The following is a 22,850-nucleotide window of genomic DNA, read 5'->3' on the forward strand; positions in this document are numbered from 1 at the left end:
GCGCCGCCACGGAAAGGAACCAGACCTTGGAAAATATGACCCTGAAAGAGAATGACGGCGTCAAGGAAGGCGTTGACCAGGAAACCGTGGATGCCGTGCGCGAAGTCGGCGGCAAGTACAAATACGGTTGGTCCACCGATATCGAGATGGAATATGCCCCCAAGGGGCTGACGCCGGAGATCGTGAAGCTGATCTCGGAAAAGAACGGTGAGCCCGAGTGGATGACCGAATGGCGGCTGGAAGCCTATAACCGCTGGCTCACCAAGGAAGAACCCGATTGGGCCATGGTCGACTATCCTGAAATCGACTTTCAGGAGCAGTATTACTATGCCCGTCCCAAGAGCATGGCGCAAAAACCCAAGTCGCTTGACGAGGTCGATCCCAAGCTGCTGGCGACCTATGAAAAGCTCGGCATTCCACTGAAAGAGCAGATGATCCTCGCCGGTGTCGAAGGCGCCGAAGATGCGCCCGCCGAGGGCCGCAAGGTGGCCGTCGACGCGGTGTTCGATTCCGTCTCCGTCGGCACCACTTTTCAGGAAGAGCTGAAGAAGGCGGGCGTGATCTTCTGCTCGATCTCCGAGGCGATCCGCGAATATCCCGATCTGGTGAAGAAATACCTCGGCTCGGTCGTGCCGGTGTCGGACAACTTCTATGCCACGCTGAACTCGGCCGTCTTCTCCGACGGCTCGTTTGTCTACGTGCCACCGGGCGTGCGCTGCCCGATGGAACTCTCGACCTATTTCCGCATCAACGCCGAGAACACCGGCCAGTTCGAGCGCACGTTGATCATCGCCGACAAGGGCTCCTACGTGAGCTACCTTGAAGGCTGCACAGCCCCGCAGCGCGATGAGAGCCAGTTGCATGCCGCCGTGGTCGAGATCATCATCGAAGAGGACGCGGAAGTGAAATACTCCACCGTCCAGAACTGGTATCCGGGCGACGAGAACGGCAAGGGCGGGATCTACAACTTCGTGACCAAACGTGCCGACTGCCGCGGCGACCGTGCCAAGGTGATGTGGACGCAGGTCGAGACCGGCTCCGCCGTGACCTGGAAATACCCCTCCTGCATCCTGCGCGGCGATGACAGCCAAGGCGAGTTCTACTCCATCGCCATCGCCAACAACATGCAGCAGGCCGATACCGGCACCAAGATGGTGCACCTCGGCAAGCGCACCAAGTCGCGGATCGTGTCTAAGGGCATCTCGGCGGGCAAGGCGCAGAACACCTACCGCGGCCTTGTCTCGATGCACCCCAAGGCCAAGGAATCGCGCAATTACACCCAGTGCGACAGCCTGTTGATCGGCTCGGAATGCGGGGCGCATACGGTGCCTTACATCGAGGTGAAGAACAACTCGAGCCGCGTGGAGCATGAGGCGACGACGTCGAAGGTGGACGACGACCAGATGTTCTACTGCCGCTCGCGTGGCATGGACGAGGAAGAGGCCGTGGCGCTGGTCGTGAACGGCTTCTGCAAAGACGTGCTGCAGGCGCTGCCGATGGAGTTCGCCATGGAGGCGCAGGCGCTGGTGGCGATTTCGTTGGAAGGCTCCGTCGGCTGATGAGCTTAGACGCGGCGCATACCCCCCTCCGCCTGCATTGGTGGAAGGCGCATCCGAACTTCGGCGATGCGCTGAGCCCGCTGGTCCTGAGCCATGTCTCGGGGCGGCGGGTGGAACATGCGTCGGTGGATGAGGCGGATGTCTTCGGCCTTGGCTCGCTGTTGCAGGTCGTGCGGCGGAACTACGAGACGCCGCGCGTCGGGGCCAGGCCGGTAATCTGGGGCAGCGGTCTGCTGCGCCCCGCCGGGGGCCGTGCGTTCCTCAAGAACATCGAGATCGCCCTGCTGCGCGGGCCGGTGACGGCGGCGTTGCTGGGGATCGAGACAGACGTTTTCGGTGATCCGGGTCTGCTGGTGAACGAGGTGCTGCCGAGCGACGCACCGCGCAGCGACAAGATCGGCATCGTACCGCATCACACGCTGGCGGATGACCCGGAACTGCTGGATCTCGTGGCTTCGGACAGCGCCTATGTGTTGATCGACCCGCGTGATCCGGTGGAGCATGTCTGCGCCGCCATCGGGGCCTGTGCCCATGTCTTTGCCTCCTCGCTGCATGGGCTGATCACGGCGGACGCCTACGGTGTGACCAACACTTGGGTGGCGCCCGAGGGGCAGGGGCGGCTTAAGTTCCACGACTATGCCGCATCCGTGGGCCGTGACATGCGCGCGCCGATTGCCTTGGCCGACGTGCCCAAGGCGCCGAAGCCCGATGCGCCGCTCGCCTATCAGGACGGCATTGATGCCTGCCGCGCCGCGCTGAAAGACAGTTTCCCCGCCGCGCTCTGCGCCCGTCAGGGCGCGGCATGAACTTTAACACACAGGGGCAAACCCCTGACGTAGAACTGAAATAAACGAATGCGGCGCAAGGCGCGCCAGAAGGAGACCCAAATGCTGAGCATCAAGAACCTGCACGTGAAACTGGAAGAAGAGGACAAGCAGATCCTCAAGGGCGTCGATCTGGAAGTCGAAGCCGGTAAGGTGCACGCGATCATGGGGCCGAATGGCTCGGGCAAGTCCACGCTGAGCTACGTGCTCTCGGGCAAGGACGGCTACGAGGTCACCGACGGTTCCGCCACGCTTGAGGGCGAGGACATCCTAGAACTGGAACCCGAAGAGCGCGCCGCGGCGGGTCTCTTCCTTGCCTTCCAATACCCGGTGGAAATCCCCGGCGTCGGCAACATGACCTTCCTGCGCACCGCGGTGAACGCACAGCGCAAGGCGCGCGGCGAAGAGGAGATCTCGGCCGCCGACTTCCTCAAGGAAATCCGCGCCAAGGCGAAAGACCTCAAGATCGACGCCGAAATGCTGAAGCGCCCCGTCAACATGGGCTTCTCCGGCGGTGAGAAAAAGCGCAATGAAATCCTGCAGATGGCGATGCTCGAGCCCAAGATGTGCATCCTCGACGAGACCGACTCGGGCCTTGATGTCGACGCCATGAAACTGGTCGCCGAAGGCGTGAACGCCCTGCGCACCGAGGGCCGTGGTTTCCTCGTCATCACCCACTACCAGCGTCTTCTGGACCACATCAAACCCGACGTCGTGCACATCATGCATGATGGCCGCATCATCAAGACCGGTGGCCCCGAGCTGGCGCTCGAAGTCGAGAACAACGGCTACGCAGACATCCTCGCCGAGGTGGCATAATGGCCGAAGCACAGCTGAAAGAAACCCCGACCGAGGCGATGATCGCACGTCACAGCCTGCCGCAGGGTGGCTGGGCACAGGCGGCGCGGGAAGACGCGCTGGCGCGGCTTCGTGCCATGGGCCTGCCGCAGCGCCGGGATGAATACTGGAAGTTCACCCGCCCCGACACGCTGACGCAAGCGGAGGCGCAGCCTGCTGCGATCTTCGACCATGGCGACGCGCCGCTTTTCGATGGCACCGACCGTCTGCGCATCGTATTTGTCGATGGTGTCTTCGACGCGGAGGCCTCGGATGATCTCACGCTGGAAGGTGTCAGCATCGAGCGTCTGGCGACTGCGGACAGCGACCTGCACTGGGCGCGCGACTTGTACGGCACGCTGGAGAAGAACGGCCAGACCCCGGTGCAACGTCCGCTCGCGGCGCTGAACACCGCCTTTGCGACCGATGGTGTCTTGATTCATGTCACCGGCACGCCAAGCAAGCCGATCAATCTGGTTTATGCCCATAAATCAGAGGCTTCGGATGCGATGTTGCATCACGTGGTGAAGCTCGACAAAGGTGCCGAGGTGACGCTTCTGGAAAACGGCCCCGCCGCTGCGCGCTTCAATACCGTGATGGAGGTCGAGGTGGCCGACACCGCGCGCTTCCATCATGTCCGCGCCCAGGGCCGCGATCACGAGCGCCGCGCCGCGACCCATGTCTTCACCCGTCTCGGGACCGAGTCGCTGTTCAAGAGCTTCACCGTCACCGTCAACGGTGCGCTCACGCGCAACGAATGCGTGATCGAGCTGACCGGCGACGATGCTTCGGCTCATGTCGCGGGCGCCTGCGTCGGCGATGGCGATTTTCACCACGACGACACGGTCTTCATCACCCATGACGCGGTGAACTGCGAAAGCCGTCAGGTGTTCAAGAAGGTGCTGCGCAATGGCGCGACCGGCGTGTTCCAGGGTAAGATCCTCGTCAAGGAAGGCGCGCAGAAGACCGATGGCTACCAGATCAGCCAGTCGCTTCTATTGGATGGCGACAGCCAGTTCCTCGCCAAGCCGGAGCTTGAGATCTACGCCGACGACGTGGCCTGTTCGCATGGCTCGACCTCCGGCGCGATCGACGAGGAGGCGCTGTTCTACCTCCGCGCCCGCGGTGTCTCGCACGCCGAAGCGACCGACCTTCTGACACTGGCCTTCCTTGCCGAAGCGGTCGAGGAGATCGAGGCCGAGGGTCTGCGCGAGGAGATCACCGGGCGCCTCAGCTCGTGGTTGGAGCGTCGTAGCGCCTGATGGCTGTTACCAGCGATATCGTGGCGACCTACCGCGGCCCCGGCAAAGTGATGTCGGGGCTGCTTGCGCAGGGCCGCAACGAGGTGCGCGTGCTCATGTTCGCGCTGATGGCGGGGCTGCTGATCTTCGTGGCCCTATCGCCGTATCAAGCCCGCGCGGCGCATCTCGATCCGGACGGGCCGCTCGCGGTGCGCCAGTATTGGAGCGCGTTTTTCTGGATCTTCGTGATGCCCTTGCTGCTCTATGGCCTGGCCGCGATGGTTTGGGGCATCAGCCGTCTCGCGGGGCAACGGCTCAGCGGTTATGCGGTGCGGCTGACCTTGGTCTGGTCGCTTCTTGCCTCTGCGCCGATCCTTTTGTTGCTGGGCCTCGCGCTTGGGTTCATCGGGCCGGGCCTGCAGGCGCAGATCGTCGGGGGGATCTGGTTGGCCGTGTTCTTTTGGTTCTGGATTGCGGGCCTTGTCGCCGCGCAGCGGGGCTGAAATGAGCAGCGCCCTGATCCAGCTTGCGCAGACCACTCTGCGCAGTCCCCGCGCAGCGGCGCGCCAGATTGCGGAGTTGCCCTTAGGCAATGATGTCATCTGGACGTCTCTTGCTTTGGTCGCCGCGCTGAACGCGCTGGTTATCTCGGCCACCTTCGTGATCGCACCGCCCGCCATGGCGCTGCCGAGCTATTTTCAATCGCCGCTGGTGCTTTTCGCGCTGCTGGCCGGGTTGATGGTGCTCTATGTGCATGCGCTGACTTGGGTTGGCCGAGCACTGGGCGGGCAGGGCGCGGTGACGCCGCTTTTGGCTGCCGTGGTGTGGCTGCAGGCGCTTCGCCTTTGTGCGCAATTGGGTATCCTGCTGCTGACCTTGGCCCTGCCGCCGGTGGCGCTGCTGGCCTCTTTTGTCGTTACCTTTTGGGGTCTTTGGATCCTGCTGAATTTCGTGGCCGAACTCTTGCACCTGCCGGGGCTGTTCCACGCCGCTGCGGTGCTCGCGGGGGCCGCGCTTGGGGTCTTGCTGGGGCTTGGCCTTCTGCTGTCTTTGATCGGGCTAACCGCCCAGGGAGTTTAAGTCATGTTCGACGTTGAAGCCGTCCGGGCGCAGTTTCCGATCCTTGGCCGCGAGGTGAACGGCAAGCCGCTGGTCTACCTCGACAATGGCGCTTCTGCCCAGAAGCCGCAGGTGGTGATCGACGCGATCACTCAAGCCTATGCGAATGAATATTCCAACGTTCACAGGGGCTTGCACTACCTTTCTAATCTTGCGACCGACAAATACGAAAGCGTGCGCGGCACCGTGGCGCGCTTTCTCAACGCCGGGTCGGAAGATGAGATCGTGCTCAACACCGGCGCCACCATGGGCATCAACACCGTGGCCTATGGTTGGGCCATGCCGCGGATGCAAGCGGGCGATGAGATTGTCCTTTCGGTGATGGAGCATCACGCCAATATCGTGCCATGGCATTTCCTGCGCGAACGTCAGGGCGTGGTGCTGAAATGGGTCGATGTGGACGCGACCGGCGCGCTTGACCCTCAGGCGGTGATCGATGCCATCGGGCCGAAGACAAAACTGGTTGCAATATCCCACCTTTCCAACGTCTTGGGAACCAAAGTTGATGTAAAAACGATCACCGAAGCCGCCCATGAGAAGGGCGTCCCGGTCTTGATCGACGGCTCTCAGGCGGCGGTGCATATGCCGGTCGACGTCCGCGATCTCGGCTGTGATTTCTACGCCGTCACCGGGCATAAACTCTATGGCCCCTCCGGCTCCGGTGCGATCTATATCAAGTCCGAGCGCATGGCCGAAATGCGCCCCTTCATCGGCGGCGGTGACATGATCCGCGAAGTCAGCAAGGACGCGGTGAGCTACAACGACCCGCCGATGATGTTCGAAGCCGGCACCCCCGGGATCGTGGGCACCATCGGCTTGGGCGTGGCGCTGGAGTTCATGATGGACCTCGGGATGGAGAATATCGCCGCCCATGAGGACGATCTGCGCGACTACGCGGTCTCGCGGCTCAGCGGTTTGAATTGGCTCAATCTGCAAGGCACGACCCCGGACAAAGCGGCAATCTTTAGCTTCACGCTGGAGGGCGCCGCCCATGCGCATGACATTTCGACCGTGCTTGACAAAAAGGGCGTGGCGGTGCGCGCGGGCCATCACTGCGCGGGGCCTCTGATGAACCACCTCGGGCTGTCGGCCACCTGCCGCGCCTCCTTTGGCATGTATAACACCCGGGCCGAGGTCGACGCATTGATCGACGCCCTCGAATTGGCGCATGATCTTTTCGACTAAGGTGAATTTCGCCGCCCTTGCCCCCGGATTTCCCATTGCAGGGGCGGCGCGCTCTGGCTATACCGCCCCTCAGTGGACCCTTAGCTCAGCTGGATAGAGCGCTGCCCTCCGAAGGCAGAGGCCAGAGGTTCGAATCCTCTAGGGTCCGCCATTTTCCCCAATCGTTAAGTTTGCTGCCGCGCGATGCGTCGATCATCCGTTTGCACAAGAATAAGCCCCGCGCAGCGATGCTGGCGGGGCTTTCCGATTACTAAAGCGGTGCCTTAGCGGCGACGGCGACCGCCGGAACGGCCTGCGCGGCCACGGCCTTCTTGACCCGCTTTGGGCGCGCTTTTGTTGAACTCGATCCAAGCGCTGCCGTGAGGGTCACGGTCGAAGAGGAAGTTGGCGGCGCGGATGGCCTCCATCTCCTTGCCTGGGCGGGGTTTGGTCGAGCCGAGGTTGAAGAGCGTCGCAAAGGTCTCGTCATCCATATCCTCGGGCAGGATGATCCCCGCGGCGGCAATCTCGGCGCGTTTCTCGGCGATCTTGGTGGCGCTCAGCGGCACGGCCACCGGGTTCATGATCGCGCTCGTCATGCCCGCACCCATCGCCATGGGGAGGAAGGCATTGTTGATGCCGTGGCGGTTGGGCAGCCCGAAAGAGATGTTGGAGGCGCCGCAGGTGGTGTTCACGCCCAACTCCTCGCGCAAACGGCGGACAAGGGTAAAGACCTGATGCCCCGCCGTCGCCATGGCGCCGATGGGCATGACCAGCGGGTCGACGACGATGTCATGGGCGGGGATGCCGAAATCGGCGGCGCGTTCGACGATCTTTTTCGCCACGGCAAAGCGCACGTCCGGGTCTTCGGAGATCCCTGTGTCGTCATTCGAGATCGCCACGACGGGGACGTTATATTTCTTGACCAGCGGCAGCACGACCTCCAGCCGCTCTTCCTCCCCGGTGACGGAGTTCAGCAACGGGCGGCCTTCGCAGGCTTCAAGCCCCGCCTCCAGCGCGCCGGGGACCGAACTGTCGATGCAGATCGGCACATCGACGGCGTTTTGCACGACCTTGATCAGCTCCGGCATCAGCATCGGCTCGACAAAGTTGTTGTCGGCATAGCGCGGGTCTTCGGCCATTTTGTTGGAGAAGACCGCGCCCGAGTTCACGTCGAGCACTGTGGCACCGGCGGCGACCTGCGCGATGGCATCCGCCTCGACCCGCGAAAAATCGCCTTGCTCCAGCTCTTGGCTGAGGATCTTGCGGCCCGTGGGGTTGATCCGCTCTCCGATCACGCAAAACGGCTCGTCAAAGCCGATGACGGCGGTCTTGGTCTTGGATTCGATGACGGTTCTGGTCATGTAACTTCCTTTAGGCTGCGTCGGCGGGCACCCCAGAGGCGCCGCCATTCTCTTGGACCCATGTGGCGCTGGTCTTGATCCCGCCCAGCGGGAAAAGATGCACATGGGTGATGTTGAAATCGGGGTGGGCCGCCTTGTGGGCGGCCAAGTCGCTGATCACATCTGTCGGCTCATAGGGCAACAGCAGCTTGGTGACATCCATCGCCCGCTTTTGCAGCACCTTGAGCGAGGGGCCGACACCGCAGGCGATGGCGAATTTGATCAGCGTTTGCAGTTTGGCGGGGCCGGCGATGCCGATGTGGATGGGCAGGGTGATGCCAGCGGCCTTGAGGCTGTCGGCCCATTCGATGATCGGCTGCGCCTCAAAGGCAAATTGCGTGGCGATGGCCATTTCGGCGTCGGTGCGGGTCTGGAAATCGTTCTTCCATTTCAGCGCCGCATCGACATTCAGGCGGCCCCCGTCAGCGTCGATATCGCGGTTGCCCTCGGGGTGGCCAGCGACATGCAGCCGGGTAAAGCCTGCCTTGTCGAACAGCCCCGTTTCCATCAACTGCATCGAGTCGCTGAAATCCCCCGCCGGGGTGGTGACACCGCCCGCCAGCAGCAGCGCTTGGCGGACATCGGCCTCGCCCTGATAGCGGGCGATCCAATCGGCCAGCGTAGCGCGGTCTTTGATGATGCGGGCCGGGAAATGTGGCATGACCTCGAACCCATCTGCGTTCAACCGCGCGGCGGTGGCGACCATATCCTCGATCGGGGTGCCGTCGATATGGGCGATATAGACACGGGTGCCCTCTGGCAGCAGGGCGCGGAAATCCTCGACCTTTTCGGCGGTGCGGGGCATCACCTCGATCGAGTAATCTTTCAACAGCGCCTCGACTTCGGCCACCGGCGCCTCTGGGGCCGGTGTTTCCTTTTTGCGGAAGTTCAAAAGTGCCATGAGCGTGTCCTTGATCATAGGGCTGGCAGGCTATGCCCAGCCGTCGTTGTCAATCAGTTGCTTAATCCGGTCGCGGTCGTATTCCGCGTCGATGCGGGCGGCTTCGGCGTCGGCGATGCTGTCGGGATCGCCCTCGACCTCAAAAGGCGCTGCCTTGCGCCATTCCGCGAGATAGGCGTCGGTATCGGCGGCCCCCACCTTCATCGCTGCGCGGTCGATCGCCTGTTCAAAGCGTTCGGGCAGGGGGCGTTTCGCCCCGCGGCGGCCCTTGCCGACGATCACCTGAGCGGGAATATCGCGCCAGTAAACGATGGTGACTGCGGGCATGGGACGATTCCTCCGGTTTAAACCTGTCTAACGAGCGTCGCGGTCAGGACAGGGCCGTTTTTCGACGAAACACGACCCATCCGCGACTTGGGAGAGGTGATAGCGCATTGGCCCTGCCATCACGAGGGGGCGGCGCCCCCATTATTCTCAAGATGATTGTGAGGTGGCCCGGATGGCGGAGCGCGCACGGCGCGCGGACGCCGCGGAAATTGGCCCAAGGCACCGCGACCACTTGCACCGGCTGGGCGCAGGGAATACCTTGGGGGCAACTCGATATGAAAGGCGCGTAACCATGGCGCCACAGCGTCCCAAAGGTGCGGGTGCGCTCGACAAAGACATTCCGGCTCTGAGCCCCGCGCCAGTTCCGCCCAGATCTAATGAGCTATATGCGGCCCTAGATCTGGGTACAAATAGCTGCCGCATGTTGATCGCCCAGCCTCGGGGCAGCGGTTTCCATGTGGTGGACAGTTTCTCGAAATCGGTGCAATTGGGTGCCGGTTTGGAAAAGACCGGGCGGCTCTCGCGCGGCTCGATGGCGCGCACCATTCAGGCATTGCGCATCTGTCAGCAAAAGTTGCGGCGCAACAAGGTGCAGAACATGCGTCTTGTCGCGACCGAAGCCTGCCGCCGTGCGCAGAACGGGGCGGAATTCATGCGCCGTATCCAGCGCGAGACCGGTCTTAAACTCGACATCATCCGCCCCGAGGAAGAGGCCCAGCTTGCCGTGATTTCTTGCGCGCCGCTGGTCAGCCGCAAGACGGAAAATCTGTTGGTGGTCGATATCGGTGGCGGCTCGACCGAGTTGGTCTGGATCGACATCTCCAAGGTGCCGCGTGCCGACCGGGCCCGCTCGATCATGCGGCTTCAGGGCGGGTTCTATCAGGCGAAATCCGATGTCCCCGCCGCACGGGTGGTGGATTGGATCAGCGTGCCATTGGGAGTGGCGACTCTGCGCGATCAATTCTCAGACGTCGAAGACGATGCCGCGCGCTTTGCGCTGATGAGCTGGTTTTTCGAAGAGAACCTCACCGATTTCACGCCCTATCAGACAATCCAATCGCAAAAACGGTTCCAGATCGTCGGCACCTCCGGCACCGTGACCACCGTGGCGGCGAGCCACCTGAACCTGAAGCGCTATGACCGGACAAAGGTCGATGGCCTCAGCATGACCAGTGCGCAGATCGACAAGGTGATCCATTCCTATATCGCCATGGGGCCGGGGGGGCGGCGCGCCGATCCGCGCATCGGGCAAGACCGGGCAGCGCTGATCATGTCGGGGGCCGCGATCTTGCAAGCCCTGATGCGCTGCTGGCCGACCGACAGGCTGTCAGTTGCGGATCGCGGTCTGCGCGAAGGCCTGCTATATGCACAGATGAGCGCCGATGGCGTATTAGAAGAAGGGGTCTTTTAATGGCCAAGACACCGGACGGAAAGAACACCTCGGGGCGCGGTCAGCGTGATCTCAAGGTCAAGGTGAAATCCGCACGCGGGCGCAAGCTTAGCTCGACCCGCTGGCTGCAGCGGCAGTTGAACGATCCTTATGTCAAACGCGCGCAGGCCGAGGGCTATCGCGGGCGGGCGGCTTACAAGATCATGGAGCTGGACGATAAATATCGCTTCCTCGTCCCCGGCGCGCGGGTGGTTGACCTTGGTGCCGCACCGGGCGGTTGGTGTCAGGTCGCCGTCAAACGCTGCAACGTATTGGGCGAGAAGAAGGGCAAGGCGCAGGGCACTATTCTGGGCGTCGACCTGCAAGAGATGGAGCCGATCGCGGGTTGCGAGTTGCACCAGCTCGACTTCATGGAGGATGACGCCGATCTAAAGGTCAAGGAGTGGCTTGGCGGCAAGGCAGATGTGGTGATGTCGGATATGGCCGCGGCCTCATCCGGGCATAAGCAGACCGACCACCTGCGCATCATCGCGCTTTGCGAGGCGGCGGCCTATTTCGCTTTCGATGTGCTGGAAGAGGGCGGCACATTCGTGGCCAAGGTGCTGGCGGGCGGCGCGGAAGGCGAGTTGCAAAAGCTGCTCAAGCGCCGTTTTGCCAAGGTTGCCAATATCAAACCACCTGCCAGCCGCCCGGATTCGTCGGAAAAATTCGTGGTGGCCACAGGGTTTAAAGGCGAAGAAGCTTAATCCGCCATCGCCATTCATGGGGCGTAAACCAGTCAAGGATTAGGGTGTAGCTCTCCCGCGGTATTGTGCCGCCTACCTCATGAGGGCTCCCCGATGCTACGACACCTGCCACTTGTATCGCTCATCTTCATCCTCTGTTCCGGGCTTAAGGTTTCCGCCTCCGAAGTGCCTTGGGCCGTGAACGATTACATCGACCGTGACTTGCTGTCTTGGGTCAATGACGCCCGTATCGTCGATGCGATCGCACAGCAGAACGCGCGGCACCACGAAATGAATGCGCTGGCGGTCACGCCGGCGGCAGTTACAGGGCGGGGCGCCGAGGTGCCCCAGTCGAAAGCGCCGATTGCCGCGGCCTTTCTCCAATCGCAGATCGCCCGCGCCGAGGGTCAGATTGCCGAGGTGACTTTGCTGGATGCCTATGGGCTGACCGTGGTCACCAGCGGCAGCGCCTCGGTCTATTTCAAGGGCGGCAAGCCCAAGAACAGCAACCGTTTTTCGCCGCCCTCGGGGATTTTCGTGGTCGATCAGGTGGCCATAGATGAGACATCGAAAGCGCATCAAAGCCGCGTGTCCATGCCGATCACAGAGCCTTCGAACGCCGCGATCATCGGGGTGATCACGGTTGAGCTGGAAGCGGCGGCTTTCTTTTGAGGCTGCCCTTGCAGAGCGGTCCCGGCAGGCGGGGCCGGTCTGTCATTCGCCCTAAAGCGGGGTTAGGGTTATCAAATATCCCCGAACAATCCTTCAGCGATAAAACCCTTGGCCTCGGCGTTGTCGTGCCGCAGAGCGCCGGGGGTATTTACCGGTAATGCCCCATTGGCCATAGCGTGCGAGCCGAACAGGGAGCGGTAGCGCAAATCAAGTGTTTCATTGCGCGCCCCCCAGAAAGCGATAGCTCTCGCCATTGCGCTCGACACGCCCCAATCCGCCCTGCGGCAGGTGGAACCCCATCAGCCAGATCCGCTCCTGTGCCAGCCGATCCAGTAAGCGCTGCCGGGTCTTCGCGCCTTGCTCGGGGTCTTGGTCCGATCCGCTGGCCCAGCCGGGGCGGGCAAAGGCAAGGTGGTGGTTGCCAATGGCATCGCCGCCGATCAACAACGCATCATCGCCCGTGCCCAGAAGGAAGGACATATGCCCGGGCGTATGGCCGAAACTCGCCTGCGCCGTGATACCCGGCAGCACTTCGTCCCCATCGGCAAAATGGCTCACCCGACCCTCGATCGCGGCCAGCCGCCGCGCGGCCCCCACGGCAAAGGCGGCGCGGGCCGCACCAATCCGGTCCACAGTCGCCGGATCGCGCCAATAGTCCCATTCGACTTGGCCCATATGGTAGCGCGCATTGGGAAAGACCAGATCGTCGAAATCATCCAGCACGCCCCACAGGTGGTCGGGATGGCCATGGGTAAAGACCACATCGGTCACCGCCTCCGGCGCGATGCCTGCGGCATCAAGGCTGTCGAGCAGACCCCCGGCGGAGGGCATGAAGGCAGGGCCCGCGCCCGCGTCGAAGAGGATCACACGCTCGTCATTGCGCAAAAGCGTCAGGTTGCAGGGCGGATTCAACTGGTCTTGGGGCAGGTCGAAGGGCGCCAAAGCCTCCGCCAGCGCGTCTTGCGGCAAACCCTCAAAGAAAAAGCTGCGCGGCAGCACCAGATTGCCGTCGCTCACGCTGATGAACTCATAGCCGCCGATCTGGGCCGAGGTCATCGCGAAACCGCGCAGCGGCGTTTGGGCGAGGGCGGCAGCCCCCATTCCGGCCAACACCATCCGTCTGTTAATCTTCATCCGTTCCCCTCCCAGTATTTATTCCGATTCGTGAATATAATCTTCCCCATTGGTTTGCGGCACAAGGGCCGAATGCGGCTGCGCGAGATAGGCCCGAGAAACAAGGCAGCTATGCATGATCATGCCTTGCATCGCCCGCCGGGGTTCTATCTACGGGGGCACCACCCCAAACCCAGCCCGATCCGGACGGAAAATGACTGATATCACTACTGAAGGCGCCTCCATCGGCTTTGACAAGGTCGGCAAGGCCTATACCAAAGCGGGCGGTCAGACCGTAACCGCGCTTGAAGGAATCTCCCTAGATGTGGCGCCCGGATCGATCACCGGGATCATCGGGCGGTCGGGGGCGGGCAAGTCGACCTTGCTGCGTATGGTCAACGGGTTGGAGCGTCCGACGACCGGCAAGGTGCTGGTCGGGGGGGAGGATGTCGGCACTGCCAAAGGCGGCAGGCTGCGCGCGATCCGCCGGGATGTTGGCATGATTTTTCAACACTTTAACCTGCTGTCTTCACGCACTGTGGCGGGCAATATCGCGCTGCCGCTCGAAGTGGCGGGAATGCCGAGCGCGCAGATCAAGCCGCGGGTGGCGGACCTGATCGACCGTGTCGGTCTCAGCGCGCAGGCGGGGCGCTATCCGGCGGAGCTTTCGGGCGGGCAGAAACAGCGTATCGGCATCGCGCGGGCCTTGGCCACCGGGCCGAAGGTGCTGCTCTCGGATGAGGCGACATCGGCGCTCGACCCTGAAACCACGCAAACGGTTCTGGCGCTTTTGAAGGACATTAACCGCGATCTGGGGCTGACGATTCTGCTGATCACCCATGAGATGGCCGTGGTGCGCGACATCGCCAGCCATGTGGCGGTGATCGACGCGGGCCGCATCGTCGAGCATGGGGAGACCTATGACATCTTTACCGCGCCGCAACATGCGACGACGCGGTCCTTCCTGTCGGGCGTGACGGGCGTCACCCTGCCGGCCTTCGTCAAAGACCGCCTGACCCAAACCCCGCCCGCGGCGGGGGGCGAAGAGGTCATCCGCGTCACATTCGCGGGCACCCATGCCACCGATCCGATGCTGGCGCGGCTGACGCAAGAGATGGGCATCCCGGTCAATATCCTTGCCGGTGCGGTGGAAGAGATCGGCACGCGGCCCTTCGGCAACCTGCTGGTATCGATGCCCGTCGCGCAGGCCGCCCAAGCGCGGGCCTTTTTGGAACAACACGGGCTTCTGACGGAGGTGCTGGGCTATGTCGGCTAATCTGATTAACCTATTGATCGAAGCCACCGGTCAAACGCTTTATATGGTGGCGATTTCGGCCATCCTCGGCACGCTCTTCGGCCTGCCGCTGGGGCTGTTTCTGGCCACATCGCAGCGCGGGGAACTGCTGTCGTCCCCATGGGTGAACAAGGTGCTCGGGCTGGTGGTGAACGCCACGCGCTCTGTGCCCTTCATCATTCTGGTCGTGGCCATCATTCCCTTCACCCGCATGATCGCAGGCACCTCGATCGGCACCACGGCGGCAATCGTGCCGCTGACCATCGCCACGGTGCCTTTCATCGCCCGGCTGGTGGAAAACGCCATCCGCGAGGTCGATTCCGGGCTGATCGAAGCTGCCCGTGCCATGGGGGCGACACCGCTGCAAATCATCCGCAAGGTGCTGCTGCCCGAGGCGCTACCGGGGATCACACTGGGCCTGACCCTCGCCATCGTGAGCCTCATCGGGTACTCCGCCATGGTCGGCGCCGTGGGCGGCGAAGGCCTGGGCGATCTGGGTATCCGCTATGGATATCAGCGCTTTATGCCCGATGTCATGGCGATTGTCGTGATCATCCTCATCGTTCTGGTGCAGCTTGTGCAATCCATCGGCGAGCGTATCGCCAGCGCCGTGGACAAACGGGCCACCAAAAGTGGCGGCCAATAGGCCGCGCCTTCCATCCGCTCTCTCAAAATAAGGAGACTACTATGCTTCGTTTTACAACACTCACCTCCGTTCTGGCGCTGATGGCCACTGGCCTTGCCGCCGAGGAAATCAAGGTCGGCGTTTCGCCCGGCGAACACGCTGAAATCATGGAAGAAGTTGCCCGCATCGCGGAGCCTATGGGGCTCGAAATCGACGTGGTCGAATTCTCTGACTATGTGGTGCCGAACCAAGCGCTGGCCGATGGCGACATTCAGGCGAACTCCTTCCAGCATGTGCCTTACCTCGAAGCGCAGATGAAAGACCGCGGCTTTGAGCTGAGCGTGGTCGGCAACACGATCACCACCCCGATGGGCGTCTATTCCGACAAGATCACCGATCTTGCCGACCTCGAAGACGGTGCGACATTCGGCATCCCGAACGATCCCACGAACGGTGGCCGCGCGCTGTTGGTTCTGCAGGAACTTGGGCTGATCAAGGTCGATGAGGCCGCAGGTCTGGTGCCGACTGTCCTCGACATCACCGAAAACCCCAAAGACCTGTCCTTTAAAGAACTCGACGCCGCGCAACTGCCGCGTTCGCTGGCCGATCTGGATGCGGCTTTGATCAACACCAACTGCGCGATTGCCTCGGGCCTCAGCCCCAAGGAAGATTCCATCGCGATGGAAAGCGCAGAGAACCCCTATGTGAACGTCATCGCCGTCCGCAAAGGCGAAGAGGAAGCGGCATGGGTTGAGACATTGCTCAAGGCCTATCACTCCGATGAGATCAAAGCCTTCATCGATGAAAGCTATCAGGGCACGGTAATCACCTCCTGGTAAGCGCTCGTTCTAAAAGCGTATTGATAGACTTGACCCGCGTTCGCGCGGGTCAAGATCGCCCAAGGCACGGGCCGGGGCATTTCCTGCTGGTTAAGACTCCCCAAATCGTTGGGTTGAGGCTGACGGTCAGCCAGAAACATTAAATTTCTGTTTAGAAATTCCGCGTATGTCTCACGGATAACGCGCGTTTTAATGCTTTTTTTCGCATACCTCTTAACTTTGAAATTATGTTGCGCCGCGGCGTGAGAAAATTGTTGAAAAGTTCGATTTCGCCCGTATCGTGAAATCGTGAGGGATTTTTTCACATGACCCGGGGCTTGCCCTTCCTGATGTCTGACTGGGCCGATGGTCGCGATCCATGTGAACGGGAGTTCGACTGCAAGACGCGACCATAACAAACCAAGGGAGACTATCATGAAGACCGTGAAACTGATGGGCACCGCCGCCAGCCTGCTTGTGCTGGGGGTCAGTCAATCCGCCGCGCAGGATCTGACCGTTGGGTATTTCCTCGAATGGCCGATGCCGTTCCAATACGCGAAAGCGGAAGGGATGTATGACGAAGCGCTCGGCACGACGGTAAATTGGGTAAGCTTCGATTCCGGCACCGCCATGTCGGCGGCGATGGCCTCGGGGGATGTGCAGATGTCGCTGAGCCAAGGCGTGCCGCCCTTTGTGGTCGCCACTTCGGCAGGGCAAGACCTGCAAATTCTTGATGTCGCGGTCAGCTATTCCGAGAATGACAATTGCGTCGTGCGCGAGGCGCTGGAGATCGACAAATCCTCTGCCGAGGAATTGACGGGCAAGAAGGTCGCGGTGCCGCTCGGTACAGCTGCGCATTACGGTTTTCTTAAGCAGATGAACCACTTCGGTGTCGATGTTGGATCGCTCGACGTGGTGGATATGGCTCCGCCCGATGGGGCCGCGGCCATCGCGCAGGGATCGGTCGATATGGCCTGCGGCTGGGGCGGGTCGCTGCGCCGGATGATGGAACATGGCAATATTCTGTTGACCGGTGCCGAGAAGGAAGAACTGGGCATTCTGGTCTTCGACGTGACCTCCGGCCCGGCCTCTTGGGTGGCCGAGAACTCCGACACGGTCGCCGCCTTCCTAAGCGTGACGGCCAAGGCAAATGCGATGTGGGCGGATGAGGCCAATCGCGACAAGATGCTGCCCGTCATCGCCAAGGACGCGGGCATGGACGAAGACGCCACGATGGAAACCATCGCCACCTTCTCCTTCCCGTCGGTCGATGAGCAGATGGGAGAGAAATGGCTCGGCGGGGGCGCGCAGGAGTTCATGAAAGGCGTGGCCGATGTCTTTGTCGAAGCCGGCGCGATCGATGGCGCGCTCGACAGCTATGAAGACGCGGTGAACACGGGCCCGCTGCAAGCCGCGAGCGATATGTAAGCCAAGCGGCATAAAAATAGGCCGCCCCGCCGCAGCCCGGTGCCTGATTGCAAGGCACCGGGCAGCAGGGGCGCGCCGATAACGAAAAAGCAGCGGGGCGGCATGTCGGGATTGAAAATCGAAAACCTGTCGATGCGGTTTGATCTGCCCAATGGCAGTCATGTGCAGGCGCTTGAGGACGTATCGCTTGACCTCGCGGCGGGGGAGTTGATGTCGGTGCTTGGTCCCTCGGGCTGCGGCAAGACGACGTTGCTCAATATCGTTGCCGGTTTCCTTGCCCCGAGTTCCGGCGAGATCGTCCTGAACGGCCATAGCGTCACGGGGCCGGATGCCGAGCGTGGCATGGTCTTTCAACAGGGCGCACTGTTCGAGTGGATGTCGGTGCGCGAAAACGTGAGCTTTGGTCCGCGCATGAAGGGGCAGGGCGAAAAGCAATATGGGGCCGAGGTCGACCATCTGCTCGATATCGTCGGGCTGGGCGATTTCAAGGAAAAGGCGATCTATGAGCTCTCGGGCGGGATGCAGCAGCGGGTGGCGCTGGCGCGCTGTTTGGCGAATGATCCTGATGTGATCTTGATGGACGAACCCTTGGGCGCGCTGGACGCGCTGACCCGCGAAAAGATGCAAAGCCTCGTGCTGAAACTGTGGAAAGAGACCGGCAAGACCATCATCCTGATCACCCATTCGGTCGAAGAGGCGCTGCTGCTCGGCGAGCGGCTTTTGGTCATGGCGCCGCGTCCGGGGCGCATTCACCGCGAATACCGTCTGCCCTTTGCCGATCTGGGCGTGGGCCAAGACCTGCGTGAGGTCAAGAAACACCCGGAATTCGCCGAAAGGCGCGAGGAGATACTCGGCATGATCTGGGACATGGAGGAAGAGATCATGGGCCGGACGGAGGGGGCATGATGCTGATCCTGTTGATTTATATCGTCATCTTCGCGCTTTCTTTCTTTCTTTCTTTCTTGTTCGTCTGGTGGTCGATCAGACAGCCAGCGGCTTTGCGGCGCGCAAGACGGTAACCTTTGGCGACGAAAGCGCGGTAACCTCGAACCGCACCGCCAGCGTGATCTCGATCCTGACGATCTTCTTGCTGTGGGGGGCTTTCACCGGCTCGTCTCTGTTGCCCCGGTTTTTACACGCGCCCGGCCCGTTCGAGGGGCTGGCCGAGCTGACCTATACCGCCGAGGCCGCTGACGGCTCCCGCGATGACGGCACGATCACGGTGCTGGTGCATCCGGTGGGCGAAGACGCCGCGGCACCGCAGGTCGACCCGGGCGATGGCTGGGCCAAGAATGACGCTTTCACCATCGGCGCTTGGCGCTCGGGGCTGTTGCGTGTTGATAAGAATGACGAGAAGGGCCGCGATTTCGGTCACCGGGTCATCGCCGTGAACGGGCAGGAGATCGCGCCCGGGGGTGAGGTCCAGACCGAGTTTGGCCGCGTCGGCATGTCTCCAAAGGGCACGCTGAACTTCGAGCCTGCAAAAGGCTGGCAGATGGAGCCGATCTGGCTGCCGCCTCCCGAAGCCGTGGTGTCGCGCCTTGCTGAAATTTCAAGCCAAGGCTACCGCGACAGCACCCTGTGGGAGCATCTGGGCTATTCGCTGTTCCGCGTGGTCGTGGGGTTCGCCCTCGGAGCGCTGGTGGGCATTCCGCTGGGCTATGCCATGGGGCTATCGGGCTGGTTTCGCGGCTGGTTCGATCCGATTGTCGAATTCATGCGCCCGGTGCCGCCGCTCGCGCTGATCCCGCTGGTGATCATCTGGGCGGGGATCGGTGAGCTGGGCAAGATCATCCTGCTGTTCCTCGCGGCGCTGTGGATCATGGCCATCGCCGCGCGGTCGGGCGTGTCGGGGGTGAATATCACCAAGGTCCATGCGGCCTATTCGTTGGGCGCGTCCAAGGCGCAGATCATGCGCCATGTCATTGTGCCGAACTCATTGCCCGAGATCTTTACCGGCGCGCGGGTCGCGATGGGTGTCTGCTGGGGCACGGTGGTCGCCGCCGAACTGGTCGCGGCCGAGAAGGGGGCGGGGATGATGATCATGGTCGCTTCCAAATTTCAGCTGACTGATATCGTGCTCATGGGGATCATCCTGATCGGCATCATCGGCTTTGGCATCGACATGCTAATGCGCAAGGCGGAGCGGTTGCTGGTGCCTTGGAAAGGGCGGTCTTAACCCCGCCCGCCATCCCCTTCTGTTTAAAAGGAGCCCCCCTTGCCAGACGCCGAATTCCGCGCCATAGTGAAAAAATGGAGGAAATTTTCACATGACCCGAGCGAAAAGGCCCGGGGCGGAGGCCATGGGGCCACGCTCTCTGGGGGCCGACCTACGGGCGATCCGCAAGGGGCGCAAACTGACTCTCACGGATTTGGCCGAGGCTTTGGGCCGGTCTGTCGGCTGGGTCAGTCAGATCGAACGCGACATCTCGACCCCCTCCATCGCCGACCTGCGCCGCATCGCCGAGATCTTGGAGGTGCCGATCTCGCTGCTTTTTGGCGAAGCGACGGTAAGCCCCGAAGAACGTGGCTATGTCGTGCGGGCCGGGGCGCGGCGTGCCATGGGAAGCGCGGCCAATGGTTTGACGGAAGAGCTGCTTTCCCCCGATCTCACCGACAGTTTCGAAGTGATCCACTCGACCTTTGCCGCCTATTCGGGGTTGGAAGCGCCGGTCAGACGCGAAACGCAGGAGGTCGGCTTTGTCATCTCGGGCCGGTTGAACCTCACCATCGCGGAGCGCCGCTTTTCCGTCGGCCCCGGCGACAGCTTTCGCATTCGGGGCGACTACTACACTTGGGACAATCCCTACGACACGCCCGCCGTGGTGGTCTGGGTGATCTCTCCCCCGGTTTACTGAGCCGAATTTTCATCAATTCAAACAATGCCAAACTGACCGGGGGCGCCTCTGGCCAGCCCCTTGGTGGTGCATGGCGATAGGAGGTGCATGTGGCTGATTTTCCGACAACGGCACGGGTGGTGATCATCGGCGGCGGTGTGGTTGGGGGCTCGACGCTCTATCACCTCGCCCGCGCGGGGTGGACCGATTGCGTTCTGCTGGAAAAGAACGAACTCACCGCAGGCTCCACTTGGCATGCGGCGGGCAACTGTCCGAATTTCTCGAACTCGTGGGCGGTGATGAACATGCAGCGCTACGGGCTTGAGATGTACCGCGGTTTGGTGAGGCGGTGGGCTATCCGATCAATTACCATGTCACCGGCGCGCTGCGTCTGGCGCATAGCCGCGAGCGGATGCAGGAGTTTGAACATGTCGCCTCCATGGCCCGCGCGCAGGGGCTGGGGATGGAGATGTGCACCCCCGCCGAATTGAAGGATCACAACCCTTTCATAGAGTTGCACGATCTGGCGGGCGGTCTGTGGGATCCCTTGGACGGTGACATCGACCCGGCGCAGCTGACCCAAGCCCTTGCCAAAGGGGCGCGGGAGGCGGGCGCGGCGATACACCGTTTCACCCCCGCGACCGGCATTGATCGTGAAGGGAATGAATGGATCGTGCATACCGACAAGGGCGCGATCCGCTGTGAGAAGGTGGTTAATGCCGCCGGATACTATGCGCAGCGGGTGGGCGAATGGTTCCGCCCCCATGGGGGCCGCTGCGTGCCCGCGGTGGTTATGAGCCATCAGTATTTCCTGACCGAGGAAATCCCCGAGCTTGCCGCTTGGACCGCCGAGAAGGGCCATAAGATGCCGATGGTCCGCGATGTGGACAGTTCCTACTACCTGCGGCAGGACAAGAACGGGCTGAACCTCGGCCCCTATGAGCGCAACTGCAAGGCGCATTGGATCACCCCCGACGATCCCATGCCCGAGGATTTCAGCTTTCAGCTTTATCCCGACGATCTGGATCGGCTGGAATGGTATATCGAAGACGCCATGGCGCGGATGCCGCTGTTAGGCCAGAGCGGTGTCGGCCGGGTGATCAACGGGCCGATCGCCTATGCGCCCGATGGGCTGCCGATGCTGGGCCCGATGCCCGGCGTCCCGAACGCCTTTGAGGCGCATAGCTTTACCTTCGGCATCGCGCAGGGCGGCGGCGCGGGCAAGGTCATGGCCGAATGGATCACGCAAGGTGAAACGGAATGGGACATGTGGGATGTCGACCCGCGCCGCTACACCGCCCATGCCGATCACGACTACACCCTCGCCAAGGCGCTTGAGACCTATGGCCATGAATACGCGATGCATTTCCCGCATCACGCATGGCCCGCCGGGCGCGACAAAAAGCTGTCGCCGCTGCACGAGCGGCTGCGCCACGCGGGCGGTCAGATGGGCGCTTACAACGGGTGGGAGCGGGCGAATTGGTTCGCCAAACCCGGTGATGACACCTCGAAGGCCGCGACCCAGACATGGGACCGCGAGGGGCCATGGGCGGCGCGGGTTCGTGAGGAGGTCGCGGCGGTGCGTGATCATGCGGGCGTGCTCGATCTGCCGGGGTTCTCGCGTTTTGCGCTTGCGGGGCCGGGTGCGGCGGAATGGCTGCGGGGCCGGATTGCGGGGGCGCTTCCCAAGGTCGGGCGGATGACGCTGGGCTATTTCCCCGACAGCCGGGGCCGGGTGCTGACCGAGATGTCGATCCTGCGCCATGCAGAGGATGACTTCACCCTGATCACCGCCGCCCCGGCGCAATGGCATGACTATGAACTGCTGCGCGATGCGCTGCCCCAAGGGGGTGAGATCAGCCTGACGGACCGAACCGACGCGGTCTCGACCCTGATCCTTTGCGGCCCCAAATCCCGCGCGTTGCTCTCGCCGCTGGCCCCGGAGGCCGATCTGACGCTGCCGTGGCTCAGCCATCAGGAGGCGTCGGTAGAGGGCGCGCCTGCGCTGCTCGCCCGGGTCTGTTTCGCGGGCGAGTTGGGCTGGGAGATCCACGCGGCCCCCGAAGACATGCCTGCAATCTATGACGCGGTGATTGCGGGCGGTGCCACGCCTTTCGGGATGTTCGCGCTCAATTCCATGCGCCTGGAAAAGGGGTATCGAACCTGGAAGGGCGATCTCTCGCAGGAGTATACGTTGCTTGAGGCCGGATTGGACCGTTTCCTGCGTCTGGATAAGCCTAAGGATTTCCCCGGCAAAGCAGCGCTGATCGCAGAGCAGGCGCGAGGGCCGCAGCGCCGCTTCGTGACGCTGGTGGTCGAAGGCAACCCGCAAGACGCGCCGCCGATGGCCACGCTGCGCCTGAATGGAGATGCCGTGGGCGAGGTGACCAGCGGCGGCTATGGCTACCGGGTCGATGCCTCCATCGCCCTCGGCGTCGTACGGGCTGATGCTGCCGTGCCGGGCACCGAACTTACGGTCGAAATCTATGGCCAAAGCTACCGTGCCACGGTGCAGCCCAACGCCCCGCTTTGGGACAGCCAAAACACGCGCATCCGCGCGCAGGAGGTCTGAG

General features: G+C 62.3%; 21 protein-coding genes, 1 tRNA gene and 1 pseudogene. 19 read left to right on the top strand and 4 right to left on the bottom strand.

Features of this window, described 5'->3' with window-relative positions:
- Positions 1 to 35: 35 nt before the first annotated feature.
- From sufB to ACGYLC_RS09935, 8 genes are all read left to right on the top strand, one after another.
- Positions 36 to 1,559: a Fe-S cluster assembly protein SufB gene (gene sufB, locus ACGYLC_RS09900; protein ID WP_394422862.1), complete on the top strand. Its 1,524-nt coding sequence runs from the start codon at positions 36 to 38 to the stop codon at positions 1,557 to 1,559.
- Entirely contained in the window at positions 1,559 to 2,365 is an 807-nt protein-coding gene (locus ACGYLC_RS09905; protein ID WP_394422822.1) for a polysaccharide pyruvyl transferase family protein, read from the top strand. The genes sufB and ACGYLC_RS09905 overlap by 1 nt, the downstream gene beginning before the upstream one ends.
- Positions 2,366 to 2,446: 81 nt before the next feature.
- Complete coding sequence (gene sufC / locus ACGYLC_RS09910; RefSeq protein ID WP_394402768.1) at positions 2,447 to 3,202, top strand: Fe-S cluster assembly ATPase SufC; 756 nt, start codon at positions 2,447 to 2,449, stop codon at positions 3,200 to 3,202.
- A complete protein-coding gene (locus ACGYLC_RS09915; protein WP_394422823.1) occupies positions 3,202 to 4,482 on the top strand; it encodes a SufB/SufD family protein in 1,281 nt (426 codons plus the stop codon). The genes sufC and ACGYLC_RS09915 overlap by 1 nt, the downstream gene beginning before the upstream one ends.
- Positions 4,482 to 4,964 (top strand): YIP1 family protein, encoded by a 483-nt coding sequence (locus tag ACGYLC_RS09920; RefSeq protein ID WP_394422824.1) that lies wholly within the window; start codon positions 4,482 to 4,484, stop codon positions 4,962 to 4,964. Before ACGYLC_RS09915 ends, ACGYLC_RS09920 begins: the two co-directional genes overlap by 1 nt.
- 1 nt (position 4,965) lies before the next feature.
- A complete protein-coding gene (locus ACGYLC_RS09925) occupies positions 4,966 to 5,541 on the top strand; it encodes a YIP1 family protein (protein ID WP_394422825.1) in 576 nt (191 codons plus the stop codon).
- Positions 5,542 to 5,544: 3 nt separating this feature from the next.
- Complete coding sequence (locus tag ACGYLC_RS09930; RefSeq protein WP_394422826.1) at positions 5,545 to 6,765, top strand: cysteine desulfurase; 1,221 nt, start codon at positions 5,545 to 5,547, stop codon at positions 6,763 to 6,765.
- 74 nt (positions 6,766 to 6,839) lie between these two features.
- Positions 6,840 to 6,916, top strand: a tRNA-Arg gene (locus ACGYLC_RS09935).
- Between the two features lie 112 nt (positions 6,917 to 7,028).
- Here the strand turns inward: ACGYLC_RS09935 and ACGYLC_RS09940 are convergent.
- The 3 genes from ACGYLC_RS09940 to ACGYLC_RS09950 are packed head-to-tail and all read right to left on the bottom strand — an operon-like array spanning position 7,029 to position 9,375.
- Positions 7,029 to 8,108: a methyltetrahydrofolate cobalamin methyltransferase gene (locus tag ACGYLC_RS09940; RefSeq protein WP_067266272.1), complete on the bottom strand. Its 1,080-nt coding sequence runs from the start codon at positions 8,106 to 8,108 to the stop codon at positions 7,029 to 7,031.
- Between the two features lie 10 nt (positions 8,109 to 8,118).
- Positions 8,119 to 9,048, bottom strand: coding sequence for a methylenetetrahydrofolate reductase (locus tag ACGYLC_RS09945; RefSeq protein ID WP_394422827.1), 930 nt, complete (start codon positions 9,046 to 9,048; stop codon positions 8,119 to 8,121).
- A 30-nt stretch (positions 9,049 to 9,078) separates the two neighbouring features.
- A complete protein-coding gene (locus tag ACGYLC_RS09950) occupies positions 9,079 to 9,375 on the bottom strand; it encodes a virulence factor (protein WP_394422828.1) in 297 nt (98 codons plus the stop codon).
- Between the two features lie 292 nt (positions 9,376 to 9,667).
- Here ACGYLC_RS09950 and ACGYLC_RS09955 point away from each other — a divergent pair, with 292 nt between their 5' ends.
- The 3 genes from ACGYLC_RS09955 (at position 9,668) to ACGYLC_RS09965 (ending at position 12,162) form a co-directional block, all read left to right on the top strand.
- Positions 9,668 to 10,786, top strand: a complete 1,119-nt coding sequence (locus tag ACGYLC_RS09955; protein ID WP_067266266.1) for a Ppx/GppA phosphatase family protein — start codon at positions 9,668 to 9,670, stop codon at positions 10,784 to 10,786.
- Positions 10,786 to 11,511 carry an RlmE family RNA methyltransferase gene (locus ACGYLC_RS09960; RefSeq protein ID WP_067266264.1) on the top strand — a complete coding sequence of 242 codons (726 nt, stop codon included), beginning with the start codon at positions 10,786 to 10,788 and terminating at the stop codon, positions 11,509 to 11,511. The genes ACGYLC_RS09955 and ACGYLC_RS09960 overlap by 1 nt, the downstream gene beginning before the upstream one ends.
- Before the next feature lie 93 nt (positions 11,512 to 11,604).
- Positions 11,605 to 12,162: a hypothetical protein gene (locus tag ACGYLC_RS09965; protein ID WP_394422829.1), complete on the top strand. Its 558-nt coding sequence runs from the start codon at positions 11,605 to 11,607 to the stop codon at positions 12,160 to 12,162.
- A gap of 216 nt (positions 12,163 to 12,378) precedes the next feature.
- On the opposite strand, the gene ACGYLC_RS09970 is transcribed toward ACGYLC_RS09965, so the two are convergent.
- Positions 12,379 to 13,296 (bottom strand): MBL fold metallo-hydrolase, encoded by a 918-nt coding sequence (locus tag ACGYLC_RS09970; RefSeq protein WP_394422830.1) that lies wholly within the window; start codon positions 13,294 to 13,296, stop codon positions 12,379 to 12,381.
- 193 nt (positions 13,297 to 13,489) lie between these two features.
- On the opposite strand from ACGYLC_RS09970, the gene ACGYLC_RS09975 reads away from it, so the two are divergent.
- From ACGYLC_RS09975 to ACGYLC_RS10010, 8 genes and pseudogenes are all read left to right on the top strand, one after another.
- Entirely contained in the window at positions 13,490 to 14,551 is a 1,062-nt protein-coding gene (locus ACGYLC_RS09975; protein WP_394422831.1) for a methionine ABC transporter ATP-binding protein, read from the top strand.
- A complete protein-coding gene (locus ACGYLC_RS09980; RefSeq protein ID WP_067266255.1) occupies positions 14,541 to 15,215 on the top strand; it encodes a methionine ABC transporter permease in 675 nt (224 codons plus the stop codon). Before ACGYLC_RS09975 ends, ACGYLC_RS09980 begins: the two co-directional genes overlap by 11 nt.
- A 41-nt stretch (positions 15,216 to 15,256) precedes the next feature.
- The gene (locus ACGYLC_RS09985) at positions 15,257 to 16,033 is read left to right on the top strand and encodes a MetQ/NlpA family ABC transporter substrate-binding protein (RefSeq protein ID WP_394422832.1); all 777 of its coding nucleotides are present in this window, start codon (positions 15,257 to 15,259) and stop codon (positions 16,031 to 16,033) included.
- A gap of 414 nt (positions 16,034 to 16,447) precedes the next feature.
- The gene (locus tag ACGYLC_RS09990; protein ID WP_394402752.1) at positions 16,448 to 17,440 is read left to right on the top strand and encodes an ABC transporter substrate-binding protein; all 993 of its coding nucleotides are present in this window, start codon (positions 16,448 to 16,450) and stop codon (positions 17,438 to 17,440) included.
- Positions 17,441 to 17,542: 102 nt separating this feature from the next.
- Positions 17,543 to 18,346 (top strand): taurine ABC transporter ATP-binding protein, encoded by an 804-nt coding sequence (locus ACGYLC_RS09995; RefSeq protein ID WP_394402751.1) that lies wholly within the window; start codon positions 17,543 to 17,545, stop codon positions 18,344 to 18,346.
- A gap of 67 nt (positions 18,347 to 18,413) precedes the next feature.
- Positions 18,414 to 19,619: an ABC transporter permease gene (locus ACGYLC_RS10000; protein ID WP_394422833.1), complete on the top strand. Its 1,206-nt coding sequence runs from the start codon at positions 18,414 to 18,416 to the stop codon at positions 19,617 to 19,619.
- A 91-nt stretch (positions 19,620 to 19,710) separates the two neighbouring features.
- Positions 19,711 to 20,298: a helix-turn-helix domain-containing protein gene (locus ACGYLC_RS10005; protein WP_394402750.1), complete on the top strand. Its 588-nt coding sequence runs from the start codon at positions 19,711 to 19,713 to the stop codon at positions 20,296 to 20,298.
- An 89-nt stretch (positions 20,299 to 20,387) separates the two neighbouring features.
- Positions 20,388 to 22,849 (top strand): annotated as a pseudogene (locus ACGYLC_RS10010) (FAD-dependent oxidoreductase).
- The last annotated feature ends 1 nt before the right edge of the window (position 22,850 follow it).

It is taken from the genome of Sulfitobacter sp. 1A12157 (genome assembly GCF_043557345.1).
GTDB lineage: Bacteria > Pseudomonadota > Alphaproteobacteria > Rhodobacterales > Rhodobacteraceae > Sulfitobacter.

Coding starts and splice junctions, on each gene's coding strand:
- ACGYLC_RS09970 (WP_394422830.1), bottom strand. CDS start 13,296: ATGAAGATTAACAGACGGATGGTGTTGGCCGGAATGGGGGCTGCCGCC.
- ACGYLC_RS09990 (WP_394402752.1), top strand. CDS start 16,448: ATGAAGACCGTGAAACTGATGGGCACCGCCGCCAGCCTGCTTGTGCTG.
- ACGYLC_RS09985 (WP_394422832.1), top strand. CDS start 15,257: ATGCTTCGTTTTACAACACTCACCTCCGTTCTGGCGCTGATGGCCACT.
- ACGYLC_RS09965 (WP_394422829.1), top strand. CDS start 11,605: ATGCTACGACACCTGCCACTTGTATCGCTCATCTTCATCCTCTGTTCC.
- ACGYLC_RS09975 (WP_394422831.1), top strand. CDS start 13,490: ATGACTGATATCACTACTGAAGGCGCCTCCATCGGCTTTGACAAGGTC.
- ACGYLC_RS09980 (WP_067266255.1), top strand. CDS start 14,541: ATGTCGGCTAATCTGATTAACCTATTGATCGAAGCCACCGGTCAAACG.
- ACGYLC_RS09925 (WP_394422825.1), top strand. CDS start 4,966: ATGAGCAGCGCCCTGATCCAGCTTGCGCAGACCACTCTGCGCAGTCCC.
- ACGYLC_RS09930 (WP_394422826.1), top strand. CDS start 5,545: ATGTTCGACGTTGAAGCCGTCCGGGCGCAGTTTCCGATCCTTGGCCGC.
- ACGYLC_RS09915 (WP_394422823.1), top strand. CDS start 3,202: ATGGCCGAAGCACAGCTGAAAGAAACCCCGACCGAGGCGATGATCGCA.
- ACGYLC_RS09950 (WP_394422828.1), bottom strand. CDS start 9,375: ATGCCCGCAGTCACCATCGTTTACTGGCGCGATATTCCCGCTCAGGTG.
- ACGYLC_RS09905 (WP_394422822.1), top strand. CDS start 1,559: ATGAGCTTAGACGCGGCGCATACCCCCCTCCGCCTGCATTGGTGGAAG.
- ACGYLC_RS09940 (WP_067266272.1), bottom strand. CDS start 8,108: ATGACCAGAACCGTCATCGAATCCAAGACCAAGACCGCCGTCATCGGC.
- ACGYLC_RS09995 (WP_394402751.1), top strand. CDS start 17,543: ATGTCGGGATTGAAAATCGAAAACCTGTCGATGCGGTTTGATCTGCCC.
- ACGYLC_RS09960 (WP_067266264.1), top strand. CDS start 10,786: ATGGCCAAGACACCGGACGGAAAGAACACCTCGGGGCGCGGTCAGCGT.
- ACGYLC_RS09955 (WP_067266266.1), top strand. CDS start 9,668: ATGGCGCCACAGCGTCCCAAAGGTGCGGGTGCGCTCGACAAAGACATT.
- ACGYLC_RS10005 (WP_394402750.1), top strand. CDS start 19,711: ATGACCCGAGCGAAAAGGCCCGGGGCGGAGGCCATGGGGCCACGCTCT.
- ACGYLC_RS09920 (WP_394422824.1), top strand. CDS start 4,482: ATGGCTGTTACCAGCGATATCGTGGCGACCTACCGCGGCCCCGGCAAA.
- ACGYLC_RS09945 (WP_394422827.1), bottom strand. CDS start 9,048: ATGGCACTTTTGAACTTCCGCAAAAAGGAAACACCGGCCCCAGAGGCG.
- sufC (WP_394402768.1), top strand. CDS start 2,447: ATGCTGAGCATCAAGAACCTGCACGTGAAACTGGAAGAAGAGGACAAG.
- sufB (WP_394422862.1), top strand. CDS start 36: ATGACCCTGAAAGAGAATGACGGCGTCAAGGAAGGCGTTGACCAGGAA.